The following is a 15,975-nucleotide window of genomic DNA, read 5'->3' on the forward strand; positions in this document are numbered from 1 at the left end:
TTTTTAAAACCATTAGATGAAAATATTTGTTTTGATTTTCTAGAACCAATAATTTTAAATATTTTGTCCAACATAATATAATTTGGGTCGTTTTTATCAAAATTTAAGTTATGCAACATTTTAATCGTCAAATATATATTTGTTGCACTTATTATTTAAATTTATTGGTTTAAACGACCTTTTTTTATTAAATTACTAATTTTACAATTGTATTATTACAAAACAAGAATATACAATAATTAAAAATATAAAAATAAGAAAAATGAGGGCTCAAAAACAAGTCAAAAATTCAGGCCCCTAATATACTTATACAATCGATAATTTAAACTTCAATATTTAAATATTTTTCTATATGTCTTTAATATAGGCTTAAATTTTGTTTAGATATAATTAAGATATTGTACTATAAAAAATAAAAAAAGTAATATTATTTAAAGGTTAATAAATATTAATTAATTTGTATAAAGAGCTTAAGTAGTTAAAAATATAAGATAATTATGATTATTAACTTATGAATCATTTACTAGTTAATTCTAAGTATAAATCATTTGCATCTTCATGTGCTGGATTAATTGAAATGGCTTTTTTAAGAAAACTTATTGCACCTTGCTTATCTCCTTGAATATTTAAAATATTACCTAGCATATACCATGCATTTGAATAATTTTTATCATTATTAATTATTTCAACAAGAAGATCTTTAGCATAACCATAATTACCATCATCACAGTAATCTAATGCTTCAACATATTTATCTTCAACAGTTTTAGAATCTTTTTTAACTTTAATCTTTTTAGGTTTTTTATGTCCTTTAGATTTAGTAGATTTAGGTTTTATTTTAGAAATCTTTCGAACTTTTCTAGGTATTAGAGATTCTTCTTTAGTATTATCATAAACTGTAATATCATTAGGATTATCAGATAATTTATCATACATCCAATGTAAGATATACTTAGTTGCATCTTTATTTAATGGTTTATTATCATTACCACATTTAGGTGAATAGATACATTTTGGACAACCTTCTTCACATTCACAAGTATCAAGTAGATTCATTGTTGATTTTACAAGATCATAGAATACATCAATAGCTTTTTCAGTAATACCAATACCACCTTCATATGCATCATAAATAAATATTGTTGGTTCTTGTGTATCTGGATGTATATTTGTAGATAAACCACCAATATCAAATCTATCACACATAGTATGAAGTGGGAATAAACCAATTAAAGCATGTTCTGCACCATGAAGACCTCCAGCAAAGATATCTTTACCTTCAAATTTATCTTCAACTTCATCTTTAATCTTTTCATCAATAGTAAACCATAACCCTTTAGTTTTAAATCTTAAAGGAGGTAAGTTTAGTTTATATTGACCTATTATTTTAGAGTAATGTACTTTATTATATTTATTAAAGTCTTCTCTTACTTCTATAATACCAAAATTAACTGTGAAATTAGATATTTTAACTCTTTTAAGTTTTTTAATAATACTAATATCAGTTTCTTTTAAAACACGTGTATGATATCCAACTTCTTGTTTTACAACATTAACAATCTTAGTTTTAAAGTTAATATTAGTTACAACATAAGTTTCACTTTGATGTATTAATACTGCTCCTTCATATGCTTCAGAATATACTTGTGCAAGTTCCATTGTTTCAATAGTTTTGCTACCACACATTATTCTAAATACATCTTTAGATAACTGATCAAGAGAATGTTTAAATGATGGACTATCATGTCCTGGATAATAATATTCACCTGCAATATTCTGTGCTAATTCTTTATTTCTAAGTAAATCTTTAAATATAAATGCTATTTCTTGATTTGTAAGTTCTGGTGAGAAATCATGAATCTCATCACGACTTAATCTTAATTCATTAGCAGCACATTGAATATGTGATTTTAATAAGATATCATTTTTTAAATCAATAATAGCATTTTCATGAGGTTTTTCAAAGAAGAACTCTGGATTTTTCATGAAATATTGATCTAATTGGTTTTCAAAAGCAACTAGAATAACAAGAGATTTATTACCACTACGACCACATCTACCACCTTGTTGCCATACACTAACCATAGTTCCAGGATAACCTGAAATTATAACAGCATCAAGTGTACCAATATTAATACCAAGTTCTAATGCATTAGTAGTAGTTACTCCTAAATATCTTCTTTCTTTAAGACCTTCTTCAATTTCACGTCTTTCTTTAGCCCGATAACCTGCACGATATGCTTTAATCCTATGAACTAATTTTTTCTTATAATTCTCCATATCTCTTCTTGCCCATAATGCAATAAGTTCAGCCATTTTACGTGAAACTGTAAAACATAATGTTTGTATATTTTTTAAAAGAAGATATATAAATATAAATTCTGTCTCTTGGTGTATATTTGGAGCATTATCTCTTTTTCCTTTTCTAGGTTTATAATTTTTAAATGGATTATATAATATAAAATCCTTTTCACCACTTGGTGAACCATCTTGTGATATTAATTTAAAGTCTTCACCAGTTAATCTATTTGCAAGTTCAAGAGGATTTGCAAGAGTAGCAGATGATAATATAAATTGTGGATTAGATCCATAATGTTTTACAATTCTTTTAAGACGACGTATTAAAAGAGCTACATTAGATCCAAATATACCTTTATAATAATGTGATTCATCAATTACAATATATTTAAGATTAGAATAAAATTTCTCCCATTGATGATGCCATGCAAGAATATGATGCAATTGATATGGATTTGTAAGTACTATTCTTGATTTATTACGTATACCATACTTTTTACTACGTGGAGTATCTCCATCATAAGTAGCAGGATTAATATTAATATTTAAATCTTTTTCATATTCTTTTAAAATTTGTAATTGATCATTTGCTAAAGCTTTAGCAGGATAAATATACAATGCAGTAGCATTTTCATCATTAATTAATGTTTCAAGTATTGGTAAATTAAAACATAATGTTTTACCACTAGCAGTAGGTGTTGTTATAATAATATTCTTATTATCTTTTACTGTTTCATATGCTTCTGCTTGATGTTTATATAAGCTGATTTTTTTAGATGCCAAATATTTGACAATAGATTTATCGAGATTATCTACCTTCTTATAAGTAGCCTTTTGGGCAGGTATTGTTTCAATATATTCAATTTTTTTCTTGAAACGAATATCATTCTTAAAATCATCAATAGATACATCAGTCATAATATCAATTATTATAAATTTTTAGATAAAATAAGATAGTAAATAAAAAAGATTACTATTTAAAATATTTTTAAATACTTAATAAGTATTTAAAACTTAATAATAAGTTAAATAATTATTAAATATACTATATTATAATTATATGATTAATATACTTTTATATTTATAGTATAATTTATGGAAAAATTATTTAATAAAATGAAAATAGCTAAAAAAATACTTAAATTAAATATAAAGTTTAAAAATTTAAATAAAAATAAACTTATTTATTAAATTTTAAAAAAATAAAAAAGATTTGTGTTAGAAAATTAAAACTTTTAATATAATCTTTATAAATTTTTTAAATAAAAATTATTCTAAATTTTTTAATTAAACACATATAGCTATAAACAGAAAAATTATTTTTTAAAATCTTTTATGCTATAAAAGTCTTTTTCATCAGCAGGATGGAATAAAAAAGGATTCCATGCATCAGGTAAAATATCTTTTACTTCATCATAATTCATAGTCCTTAATTCTTTAGCTTCTTCTTGTGGTATTTTTTTTCTTTCTAATAATGAAGAATGATAATCTACCTCATGTCTCATACAAATATTATGTCTTCTAACATTTCTTCTAAATTTACGAACCTCAAAATCAGTCCAATTTGGATTAATCCAGTAATCTTTAATTGTTTGTCCTTTATGTTTACTTGGACTATATTCATCAAATGTCTGATTTAAAGGCCTATAACGACAATCAGATACTTGTACTCCCCATTTAGCACAATATACTCTTTTTTTCTCCATTTCTTCATAATCTAAATCATAGTTATAAATCATGAAAATGCCAATTTCTTTAGCTTTAAATCCACCATATTCTAAAATTTCAATCTGATTTTTAATGTAATCTGCTTGATCTACACTATAATCCCATGCTATTTTAGGATTTTTAAAACCTGCATCTTTTAACTTCCTAGCAAGTTCCGGATGTTTAAATAGTATACGGCCATCAAATCCAGACTGAGATTCAACATAAGTAATTTTATGGTTATTTTTAAGTTCAATTAATTCATCCAATATATTATCGATATATTCATTAGCCAGAAGGTTATTGTCATAAAAAATTAATTTTTTCTTTACAATTTCATCTTTAATACTTTTTTTACATTTCCATTTTGGTTCAATAATGTAGGTACCGCAAAATCCACATTTACGAATACAACCCCTTGTTGTATGTAAAATTTGATAATCCACATCAACAAGATCATATGCTGGAATTACTTTTTCAGCCCCATCAATAGTTCCCAAAATTACATCATCACAACCAGTATATTCTTTGCAATGTTTTGGCATTAATGAAGCATAAATTCCACCAACAATTATTGGAACATCAGGATATTTATCTCTAAAATGTTGAACAGCATTTCTAACATACTTAGACCAGTAAGTGAAAATAGAAGTTACACAAATTAAATTAGGTTGAAAATTATCATTTTTATTATTTTCTTTATCTTTTTTAAAATCTAAACCTACTTGTTTAGTCTTAGGTTTTTCTTCATATCGGATTAATTTAATATTAATACCTTTTTCTCTTAAATAAGCTGCAATTTTTAATAAACCAATAGGTAAAAAATTTGAATGATTTCTACTTTTAGTAGGAATAGGAAAATTAGGTTCTACTAATAAAACATTCTTAACATTATCATTAATCCAATCTTCAAACATTATAAAAACTACCTAAAAACTTATATTAAAATATTAGTTCATATAATTTAAATATTTTTACATTAATTTTAAACATTTAATATTTTGATCAAATTATTAATATGAACAAAAAACTAATAAAAATAAAATATTATATAAAAATAGGTAAGATTAATTAAATTAATCATATAAATTAATAATCCAATTAATCCATGATCGGACAGATGTTGCTCTTCTTTTCAAAGTTACATCAGATTTAACATTATAAATTTTAATATTTTTCAATATTTTAAAAATTTCTTGAGAGCTTGGAACTTTTTTATCTTCCAAATATTTAGTAAATACTTCATAGTATGGTTTATGTTCTAGAATTAATTCAACTAATTTAAGATTTCTATCTCTTTCATTTAATGAAAATACTTCAAACCCTTTTTTAGATAATGTAATTTGTAAAGAAAATTTTTTAAATAAACCTAAATATTCACCTGCAGAAATATAAAAATTATATTGCCTAGGCCTAATATCAAATAATTCCATAATTTCTCCTTTAGTTAAAACTTTCTTTTCATATAAACCAATACAAATGTTTACAAAAACATCAAAAACATCAGCTTGAGGAAATGGTATTTCTGGTTCTGGAATTAAATTAACATTATCATATATATTTATTATATCAGAATATTTAATATCTAAATTTGAGTTTTCATTTATATCAGAATTATTAATATTATTTATTTCTTCTTTACATGTAGATTCCAATTCAATACATCTTTTTACAACATCATTAAATGTATAAAATGGTCCTTCTTCAATAATTTCATTATTAATTTCCATTTCAATATTGAATAAATAATCATAAGGGATAATATTTTCACCATAAGGGTACTTTCTACTTTTAATACGATAAGGGCTTCTCCAATATTCTTTAATTAATCTATATCTTTCTTTTAATGCAGCTTCCTTGTTTTTAAAAATACCATAAACTCTTAACTTATTATAAACTTCTCTTTCAATAATATAATAATTTCCATCATAATTAATATACTTTTCAGGACAGTAATTTTCATCGTCCTCAAAATCATTTATTTCCCAATTATTTTCTATTAATTTATTTCTTTCATTAATTGTTTCATCTAATGTATTATACATACCAAAATAATGAAGTTCACCATTTATACGTTTATATATTTGATAACCTTTAGATACTTTTGTAATGTATTTACCTGTAAAATCTTTAGGTTTCAAATTATATTTTCCCCAATTAGTTAAAACTAGATTATCTCTACAATCAATTGCATCATTTAACGAATCAAAAGAACCAAATTTAACATATTTCCCATTAATTATACGTCTTACAGTAAATTTATTATTATTTTCTTTAGTAATATATTTACTATACTTAGTATCTGCATGATATAAATCAGTTTCCCAACCTGTTGATTTTAAGTTAGATTTAGCAATTCTTGCCTTTTTAATTGAATCATAAGGACCGAAAGTAAATTTTTTACCATTAATTTCTCTAAAAACAATAAAGTGAGAATCATCTTTTTTTTCAATATTCTTTTCTATTATATTTTTATTAATTTTTAGTGGAACTGGCCAACCATTATCATCTAATTCATCACGTTTTTTTATAGCTTCATCTAACGAATCAAAAGAACCAAAAGTAATAAGATTACCATTAAATCTTCTTTGAATAATAAATAAATTATCTTTTTTAGTAATAAATTCAGTACCAAATAACATATAATCAACTTTTTTATTGATCAAAATAATCTTTAATGTTTTTATTAAATTTATCTTCTAAAATATCAGATAATTTTAAAATAATATCTTCTTCATTAGATTTATACCATTTTGTTAATTCAATTATACCTGCAGTAGTATAATTTTCACAAATAGTAAACATCTTATCTTCATCTTTCAAAATATTAATATCTCCAGATTCCAATATTGCAAAACATTTCAATATAGTCATGTCTTCTTTCTGATCATTATCACGAACTCTCAAATAAGGATGTGAGTTATTAGTAATAGGCATAGACTTATTAACAATATATTTACCAATTAGAACAGTGATTGTAAATAATTTAAGATTATTTCTATTACCCCATTCTGTATTATCTATTATATCTTGATATAATGAATAGTATTTTTTATTAATATTAATTGTAAGACGTTGTTTAATAGTTACCATTCTATCACCTTAGTAAATTCTATCATACCCTCATTAATTACATTTAATTTGTATTTTTTACCAACATAAGGTATAATATTAGTTTTAAAGTTACCACTAAATTCATTTTCAGTTACTAATAAAATAACTTGTTTGTCTTTAGTATATTTTGGTAAAAATTTACCTAAATTATTACGTATATCATTATCTAAACGACCTAATGGAGTATCAATAACAATTGGTAATTCAAAACCAGCTAAATTATTTAAAGCCGTGATAAATGATAATGCTAAAGTTAATTGGGTACCTGCAGATGGATCAGTAGCAGGTACATGAGTTCCATCATTCTTAATAAATTCTACATTAAAATCATCATCTATATTAATACTTTTATAAGTACTTTTCCAATGGTATGTATTAAATTCTTCAGTTGTTAAATTTTGTAATTCATTATGTATATCTAAAATTAATTCATCATACAATTTCTTAGAAGTATTATAAATTTTATTACAAAAATCTATTTTGTTAGTAAGATCATCAACAATACCTATGTTTACTTTTTGAGATTCATATTCTTTATTGAGCTTTGATAATGTTTTTTTAGCATTTTCAATAGATTCTTCTAAACGACCAATTTCACGATCAGTGCGAGAAATTAAATCTCTATTATATTTAATTTCATTTTTCAATTTTGAAATTTCTTCTTCAGTAATATTAGAATCAATTAAAGCTTTTTTCTCCTTAATTTCATCTTTAATATCATCAATTTTATCTTCTAAATCCATTAATTTATCATCATATCCATTATCCATCTTATCAAAATTCTTTGGATAATTATTTTCTAAAGATTCTACTTTACCTAATAATTTATTAATTAATTCAGATATGTCAGTTATATCATCTGTTTTTTCAAAAAGTTCTTCAATTTTAGAATATTCTTCACTACCTTCTTTTAATTCACGACCACAAATACACATTTTATTATCTAGTAAGAATTCAAGAAAACTTTTTTTATATTGTGCTGGAATATAACCTTCTTCTTTTAATTTTTGACATTTAGTATCAATTTCTTTTAAAATAGGTAAACTAAAAATTTTTGAAAAATTATTAAATAAAAATTTTTTATAATTGATTTTTTCATTATTATATTCTTTTTCAAATTTATTTTGAATAGATTCAAGATTCTTTATTTCTTCATATAATCTATAAGGATCATCACCAATATTTTCCCATTTATTTTCTAATATAGATAATTTATCTTTATATTTTTTATTATCATTAATTGAATTATTTAAATTAGTTTCATCCTTTTCTAATTGTTTTTCAAGTTCATCAATACCCTCTAAAATATCACCAATTTCTGGCTCTTTATTCTTTTTTTCACTGATAAATTCTTGTTTTCTAGTAGAAATATGATTACAAACATTATCAATTAAATTTAATTGTGAAAGTCTAAAAACATCCTTTTTGATATTTCCATTATCTTTACTAAAAAATTGAGTTAATAACTCACCATCAAATAAAAAATAGTCTTTTAATGTTTTTGGTAAATAAGTATTTATATAATCATTAGGTATATTAATAAAATTATCATTTATACCATCATTTGTAACTATCTTAAAATCTTTTTCATATTCTTCACATTCATTATTATTAAGTTTAATATACTTTTCTATACGGGTAATTGTTACATCATTCCCATCTGAATCTTCCATTTTTAAAATTACTTTAACTGGAATAATATCATTATTAGTAGCATCCTTAAAAACAATAGAATTATAACGTTTTTGCTTACTATTATAATTCTCAGAACCATATAAACACCAATTAATAGCATTCATTAAGGTTGTTTTACCTGCATCATTATTTCCTTGAATTATAGTAATCTTTTTTTCATCATTGGCAATATCAATTTTGACTTCACCTTTATATGTTCTAAAATTTTCTAAACAAATAGATTTAAGAATCATATAACTCCCCCTATTCCTCAATGTATTTATCAATAAGTTTTAAATAATTTCTTTTAAATGTTCCATTTTTATTATTATCAATAGAAGATTTATATTCTAATTTTAATGCATCCATTATAAATTTCTTAACATTATTTTCAATAGTATCATCATCATTTAATTTTAATAAAATATCTTTATTAATTTCATTACTCAATTTAAAACACCCCAATCTACTAATTTTTTATTAGATTCCATTTTATTACTTGATTCTAAAATAAAATCTTCACATCGTTCTAACTCTTTTTTAATAATAGAATCTGGAAAATTTTCATTAGAATTTGGAATTATCATCATATCATAAATACTTGCTATATATTTTCCCGGATATCTTCTTAGTACTCTTCCTCTTCTTTGTATATATTCCATAGGATTTCTACTACTAGACATGATAATAACCTTATCTGCAGAAGGTACATCAACACCTTCATCCAAACATTTAATAGCAACTAATGCTTTGTATTCACCATTATCAAATTTCCTTAAAAGATCTTCTCTTTGAGAAATTCCACCTAATTTTTTATCTTTAGTATTTTTCTCTTTACTAGTAAATCTATGTACTGGATTAACATTTTCTTCTTTTAAAATTTTTAAAACATTATTTATTTGTTGTGGACTACAAAATACAATTAAATGATCCCAATTATCTTTTTCTCTTAAAATTTTACGTAATTTAGTATATTTCTCTTCTGCATTATTTAATATATCTTTTCTTTTTATTAGTAATAAATCTAAACTTTCTTTTTTATCATCATCATTAAAAATAGCTGCAATATCTTGTGTTAAACTATTATATTTTTTTAATTCATTAGAATTTAAATTAATTTTTTCAGGAAAATAATAATATGGTGTTAAATAAGTTTCATTTGTCTTCGGATTAATATTAGTTAATGCATCTTCTAAATCAAAACGGAATATTATTCCACCAAAATATTCCATTAAATATTCAGTTGCTTTTTCATCCATAAATTTTTCAGGAGTTGCACTTAATCCTAATCTATAATTATATTTATCAAGTAATCCTGTTGAATAATTTTCTGCACCAAGATGATGCATTTCATCAGCAATTAAAAATAAATTTCCATCAATACTTTTAATTTTATCTTTAAAAAATGACATAGAAAAAGTATCATGAGTAGTTAAAATAATTGCTTTTTTAATTTTACCTTTACTAACACGACGGATTAATTTAAATAAATCCTTTTTCCAATTATAATTACCACTACCATAACATTTATAAATTTTAGCAATATCAAAATTCTTAAGATCAGAATACCATTGTTCAACAAGATGGGCATATGGACAAGCTATAACAGTTATTAAATTTTCTTCTTTATCATTTAATTCTTTTAAACAATTTAGGGCAGTAAATGTTTTTCCAGTACCAGTTGCCATTTCTAAAATTCCTTTCTTATTATTATCAAACCATGCTTTAATAGCTTTTTTTTGATGTTCAAATAAAATACGTTTATCTTTAGAAATATTTTTCTTATAATATTTTTTTATAATTTGATTAACTTCATAAATATTATTTGGTGCTCTTTCAATCAAAGCTTGTTTATCTGCTTTCGGTATATCCATAACTTCTAAATTTTCATTTTCATTTTTCCAAAATTTTGGAAAATCATTAATACAATCTAACATAAATTCAGAATTTTTCCAACCTTTAAATACAGTAAAATATTCAATATTAGATACCCATCCAGCAGCAGTTTCATTATTAGAACCAGTAAAAACAATACAATGATCAAAAGGATTTTCAGAATTTTCTATTGAATTATCCCATAAAATCCCTGATTTTGAGTGTAATATTCCGCCACCAATATATTTACCATTTTTTTTATTAATTCCAACTTTAATTTCAAGGATATTATTTGCTATCATCCATCCAAGAACTTTAATATGATCATTAATTAATTCATCCTCAATATTTGATAAATCATCCAAAAATTTATCACTAATAATTTTTTCAATATCTGAAGCATTTTTAATAACTTCTAAATCTTGAGGGAATAATTGAGTACCGCAAAGTATTCTCATATGTCCACCATTTTTTATAAATTCACCCATACCTCTAGCAGCAATTGCTAAACTTGAAGAATCAAAATAACCCGAAATACGATCATATCTTTTAGCTTCAGATAATACAGGAATATAAAAATTTTTAACAATATCTTCATTTACTGAATTATATGTGTTTTTTATAATTGAATCTATATCTTTAAATGACACTTTATCCCCCATATAAAAATAGACTAAATAAATTAAGAAAATATCAATTATTAATAATTTTATTAGTTAAAGAATATATATCTTACTAAAAAGTTCTTAATTTTAAAATTAAATTATTAAAATTTAAATAAAGTAAAATATAAGATTAAGAAATAGATATAGAAATTTTAAAACCTTTTAAAAAAGTTTTAATTTAAAATTTAAAAAAGATCCTTTTATAAAAACCAAAATTTAATAAAATTCATGATGATTAAATCAAAAAAATAATTGTTAAGATCATAATAGTAAAATATTAAAAATATGATTTAATATTATCAATTTAAAGAATAAACAGAAATAAATAAAAAAAATAAAGATAGATTAACATTTAATTAATAATTTATATATTAATATAATAGTTATAACAATTAATTATTAATATATTCATCAAAAAATTCTAATGCTTCATTTTTTAAATTATCTAAAAAATCACTTGATTTTTTTACATTAAGAAAATCTTGTTGCAAGAAAAGAACTCCTGTTTTAGCATATTCTTCAGAAATTTTAAAATATTCATTTTTATCTAAAATTATTTCCATATTGTCAGTTTCTTCAACAGCAATCGCCATCATTAAATAAACAATATTCGTATTATTAATTGTAGCTTCACGAATTCTACCTTTTTTATCTTTATCTAAAGGAGTTCTCATTTTTTGTTTTTTACCATATATTAAACAAAGAGCAAACATTTCAGTAAGTGATAAATCACTGAAAAAATCATTTGAAGTTAAATTATTAAGAATTTTCCAACTATCTTCATCAAATGTTATTCTCCTTTCTTTTGAATTATTAATCATTCAAAATCACCTTAGACTCTTTACCTTCAGAATTACTATCCCATTCAATTTTATATTCTTTACCTATAAAATTAATTAATGTATCTCTAAAATCATCACTATATTCAGTACCTGTTACTAATAAAATTGTTTGTTTACCTTCAACAAATTCTGGTAAAAATTTTGCAATATTATGTTTCATATCAACATCTAAAACACCTAATGGAGTATCCATTATAATAGGTAAATCAAACCCAGATATATTATGTAAAGCAGACATAAAACATAAACCTAAACATAATTTTTCACCATCAGATAAATCTCCAGGTCTTTCATATTCCCCTAAATTGTTTACAATAAATAATTCATAATTTTCATTTATTTTAATATCTTTAAATTCTTGTTTCCATTGTAATTTAATAAATTTTTCTTTAGTAAGTTTTTGAACTTTTAATCTCATTTTCTCCTTTAAATCTTTATATAAGTTATTAGCTGCTTCACTTGATTTTTTACAAAACTTAATCTTATTTCTATAGACTTTTATTTTTTTTTCAAGTCTTTCTTCACTATTTAATGATTTTCTTTCATTAGCTAAATTTTTATTTAATCTTTGAATTTTAGATTTTGAATTTTCAATAATACTAATAAGCTTATCTTTTTCTTCAACTAAATTATCTTTAGATTTCTTTAATTCCCTAACTTCTTCAATAGGATTTGCATCTAAACGAGCACTAATTTCCTTATATTCTTCAATTAATTCTTCATTTTCATTTTCAATATCATTAATATTTTTATAAAAATCTTTTAAAGTTAACTTAAAGTCTTTTATATTTTTCATTATATTATTTCTAATTTGAGCTAAAGCAATAGAAATTTCTTCAGCGTTATTAGATAATGGGTTAGTTTTATTCAATAATTCTTCCAATATTCTTCTATTTTCAGAACCTTCTTTTAAATCAGCACCACAAATACAAATACCTTCATTTAATAAGTCTTCAATAAAACTTTTTTTGAATTTAGGAGGAATATAACCTTTTTCTCTATTTTCTTCACCAATTTTTAAAAACTTAGTCAAGAAATTATATGATAAAATATAAGGATAACTAGTTAAAATAAATTTTTTATAATTATTTTTAAGTTCAGATAATTTTTCATTATTTTTTCGAATTTTTTTATCTAAATTATTATTTCTTACAACATCCCTTTCCAAATCAGCAGATTTTTTATCAATTAATTTTTCATCAATACTTTTAATTTCTTTTGTAATTTCCTCTTTTTTACTCTCAGATTCATGAAGTTTTTCATTAGTTTTATTTAATTTTTTTTCTAAAAGATTAATGTTTTCGCTTACTTTACCAACTTTAGGAGATATCTTTTTTTCTTTTTTAATATAACCATCTTTTACTTTATCTAAATTATTATTAACATTTTCTAATAAATTTAATTGATATAAATTATAAACTGCATTTTTAATTTGATTATTTTGAGTATTTTGGAAATATTCACTTAAACGAGCACCATCAAAAAAGAAATAATCCTCAATATCCTTAGGAATTTTACGTTCAATTGTATAAAAATCATCTTCTTTTACATTATAATCAGATTCATCTTGAGTAATTACCTCAAATTTGTTTAATTTTGGATTATTAATTAAATTATTATTGGTTTTCCTAAAACATTTCACTCTATGAAAAATAATTTTTTCATCATCATCAATAAATTGAATTTTAACACTAACTTTAATATTTTCCCCATTTTCTGCAATATTACTAGTTTTATTATTACAAATATTCATTGCAGCATCATCACCATAATCATGGATTTCAGATCCATATAAACACCAACTTAATGCATTTAATAATGTAGTTTTACCTGTTCCATTATTTCCTTGAATAATAGTAAAATTTTTATTAGGTTCTTTAGAAAAATCTATTTCAACATTTCTATATTGACGATAATTTTTAATATTAACTTTATCTAAAATCATTGTATCACTTAATCAATATAATTATTAATTATTTCATCATATTTATCAGTATAATTCCTAGAATTTTCTTTTTCTCTTTTAAATTCTAACATTAATGCTTGAATTAAAAAATTTTTAATATTTTCATCATAATTAGAACTTTTTATATAATCTATTAAATCTTTATTGATTTTCAAAGTCATATTAATCACATATATAATTTTTTAATAATTTTAAACATTTACCACAAATTCGATGCATTGTTATCAAATTTCAAATATCTTTTTACTTATTTTTTCATAATATTAAAAATAAAAATAAAAAAATTAGAAAAAACTATTTCCTTCGGAGTTTTAGAATGTCTATCTCTGAATGTGTACCCCATCTCATTGGAATATCCATAGAACCTACACCAGGAGTAACATTTAAATATTTATTTCTACCATCTAATGTTTCTTTATATAAACCTAGATTATAATGATTATACACCAGATTACCAAACCACTTTATAGGATAAAACTGTCCACCATGTGTATGGCCAGATAACTGTATATCAAATCCTAGTTTTGAAAACTCCCCCCAATTATATGGTACATGGAATACTAAAATATTTACCAAATCATCAGATATTGATTCTTCCAATTCCTCCCTACTTGGATACTCAATATCACCAAAACTATAGCTTAAACCATAGATATTTAAATCCTTATATTGCACTGAATCATTTTCAAGTATATGTACCCCTGCTTTTTTTAATGCCCTGTGAACATTATCTATTCCAGGATAGTAATCATGATTTCCTGAGGTGAACACTATTGGAGTTTTAACCTCACTAAGTGCCATGAAATCATCCTCCTCCACTATACATGATCCATCGGCAATATCTCCAGATACAATTATAATATCCACATCCGGAATCTCATTTAACCTATCTCTAAGATTTATAAGAAGTTTTTTATGTCTTACTGAACCAAAGTGTATATCTGATATATGTACTATATTGATATCCTCTTTGATATTATCTAATTTTAGGATATAATCATTAAAGACGATATGATGAGCATTATAATATGCATATGCCCCAATTAGAATGATTATTAAATATATTATACTAATTACATTAGTGGGAATATGTATAAATACATCTATAATGTATATTCCAGTTGTGCTTATTAGAAGCATTACAATAAACCATTCCCATACACCGAATATTCTTGTAATAAATCTGGATATTATCCTTGATTTTTTCTCTTCAAAAAGCATAGGGACGGTTTGCATTAGTCCAAGAATTACTGTAATACAAAATGTATACCAATCATTTACTCCACCATACAATAAGAAAATGTATTTCAATAGGAAAAATTCAAGTAGCATCCATATAGGTGTTGAAAATAATACTCGTTTTGTTCTATGACTCAAGATTTATGCCTCATTTATTAATTTAAATTATAGTTTAGTTGATTATTATAATATAATTAATCATTACTTTTATTATATTAATTAAATTGATGGATTATTTACATAATATATTATTTGATACAATAACGATTATCAAACTAATATACAAAATCATGGAATACAATATCTGATACAATAAATAACGATTATCAAACTAATATACAAAATCATGGAATGCAATAAATAAAAATTTCACTTAATATATTTAATCATTTAATAAACATTAAAATATGATAGTATGACATTAAATAATGGCATAATAATTTAAACAATGATTATACATCAGATAATATATTAAATTAAAGATAATTAAATCAAAATAATAAGAATTTAATCAAAATTTATTAAATATAATATAATTAAATTTCAAATAATTTAAAACTTTTTATTAATGAAATCTCCTTTAAACTAAATAACT

Annotated in this window: 11 protein-coding genes and 1 pseudogene; all 12 read right to left on the reverse strand. The window is 22.8% G+C overall.

What is annotated here, in order from left to right; all coding sequences use genetic code 11:
* Positions 1-119: pseudogene (locus T523_RS09075) on the reverse strand (IS5-like element ISMefo1 family transposase); the annotation flags it as partial.
* A 397-nt stretch (positions 120-516) separates the two neighbouring features.
* The gene (locus T523_RS08085; RefSeq protein WP_042708472.1) at positions 517-3,216 is read right to left on the reverse strand and encodes a DEAD/DEAH box helicase; all 2,700 of its coding nucleotides are present in this window, start codon (positions 3,214-3,216) and stop codon (positions 517-519) included.
* A gap of 398 nt (positions 3,217-3,614) precedes the next feature.
* Positions 3,615-4,922, reverse strand: coding sequence for a cobalamin-dependent protein (locus tag T523_RS08090; RefSeq protein ID WP_232229055.1), 1,308 nt, complete (start codon positions 4,920-4,922; stop codon positions 3,615-3,617).
* Positions 4,923-5,081: 159 nt separating this feature from the next.
* Positions 5,082-6,647 carry a DUF7226 domain-containing protein gene (locus T523_RS08095; RefSeq protein ID WP_156929616.1) on the reverse strand — a complete coding sequence of 522 codons (1,566 nt, stop codon included), beginning with the start codon at positions 6,645-6,647 and terminating at the stop codon, positions 5,082-5,084.
* 13 nt (positions 6,648-6,660) lie between these two features.
* Complete coding sequence (locus T523_RS08100; protein ID WP_042708475.1) at positions 6,661-7,098, reverse strand: hypothetical protein; 438 nt, start codon at positions 7,096-7,098, stop codon at positions 6,661-6,663.
* Positions 7,092-9,047: an AAA family ATPase gene (locus T523_RS08105; protein ID WP_042708476.1), complete on the reverse strand. Its 1,956-nt coding sequence runs from the start codon at positions 9,045-9,047 to the stop codon at positions 7,092-7,094. The genes T523_RS08100 and T523_RS08105 overlap by 7 nt, the downstream gene beginning before the upstream one ends.
* Before the next feature lie 10 nt (positions 9,048-9,057).
* Positions 9,058-9,243: a hypothetical protein gene (locus T523_RS08110; protein ID WP_042708477.1), complete on the reverse strand. Its 186-nt coding sequence runs from the start codon at positions 9,241-9,243 to the stop codon at positions 9,058-9,060.
* Positions 9,240-11,318: a DEAD/DEAH box helicase family protein gene (locus T523_RS08115; protein ID WP_052334702.1), complete on the reverse strand. Its 2,079-nt coding sequence runs from the start codon at positions 11,316-11,318 to the stop codon at positions 9,240-9,242. Before T523_RS08115 ends, T523_RS08110 begins: the two co-directional genes overlap by 4 nt.
* Positions 11,319-11,725: 407 nt before the next feature.
* Positions 11,726-12,154: a hypothetical protein gene (locus T523_RS08120; RefSeq protein WP_042708478.1), complete on the reverse strand. Its 429-nt coding sequence runs from the start codon at positions 12,152-12,154 to the stop codon at positions 11,726-11,728.
* Positions 12,147-14,120, reverse strand: a complete 1,974-nt coding sequence (locus T523_RS08125) for an AAA family ATPase (protein WP_042708479.1) — start codon at positions 14,118-14,120, stop codon at positions 12,147-12,149. The genes T523_RS08120 and T523_RS08125 overlap by 8 nt, the downstream gene beginning before the upstream one ends.
* A gap of 8 nt (positions 14,121-14,128) precedes the next feature.
* Positions 14,129-14,302, reverse strand: a complete 174-nt coding sequence (locus T523_RS09080; protein WP_156929617.1) for a hypothetical protein — start codon at positions 14,300-14,302, stop codon at positions 14,129-14,131.
* Between the two features lie 133 nt (positions 14,303-14,435).
* The gene (locus tag T523_RS08130; protein WP_332248290.1) at positions 14,436-15,473 is read right to left on the reverse strand and encodes a metallophosphoesterase; all 1,038 of its coding nucleotides are present in this window, start codon (positions 15,471-15,473) and stop codon (positions 14,436-14,438) included.
* Between the last annotated feature and the right edge of the window lie 502 nt (positions 15,474-15,975).

Origin of the sequence: Methanobrevibacter wolinii SH (assembly GCF_000621965.1) — an archaeon.
In the GTDB taxonomy this organism is placed as follows: Archaea; Methanobacteriota; Methanobacteria; order Methanobacteriales; family Methanobacteriaceae; genus Methanarmilla; species Methanarmilla wolinii.

What these genes read in the sequence shown, in the direction of transcription:
- T523_RS08125 (WP_042708479.1), bottom strand. Translation starts at nt 14,120, where the DNA reads ATGATTTTAGATAAAGTTAATATTAAAAATTATCGTCAATATAGAAAT.
- T523_RS09080 (WP_156929617.1), bottom strand. Translation starts at nt 14,302, where the DNA reads ATGACTTTGAAAATCAATAAAGATTTAATAGATTATATAAAAAGTTCT.
- T523_RS08130 (WP_332248290.1), bottom strand. Translation starts at nt 15,473, where the DNA reads ATGCTACTTGAATTTTTCCTATTGAAATACATTTTCTTATTGTATGGT.
- T523_RS08085 (WP_042708472.1), bottom strand. Translation starts at nt 3,216, where the DNA reads ATGACTGATGTATCTATTGATGATTTTAAGAATGATATTCGTTTCAAG.
- T523_RS08090 (WP_232229055.1), bottom strand. Translation starts at nt 4,922, where the DNA reads ATGTTTGAAGATTGGATTAATGATAATGTTAAGAATGTTTTATTAGTA.
- T523_RS08100 (WP_042708475.1), bottom strand. Translation starts at nt 7,098, where the DNA reads ATGGTAACTATTAAACAACGTCTTACAATTAATATTAATAAAAAATAC.
- T523_RS08095 (WP_156929616.1), bottom strand. Translation starts at nt 6,647, where the DNA reads ATGTTATTTGGTACTGAATTTATTACTAAAAAAGATAATTTATTTATT.
- T523_RS08105 (WP_042708476.1), bottom strand. Translation starts at nt 9,047, where the DNA reads ATGATTCTTAAATCTATTTGTTTAGAAAATTTTAGAACATATAAAGGT.
- T523_RS08120 (WP_042708478.1), bottom strand. Translation starts at nt 12,154, where the DNA reads ATGATTAATAATTCAAAAGAAAGGAGAATAACATTTGATGAAGATAGT.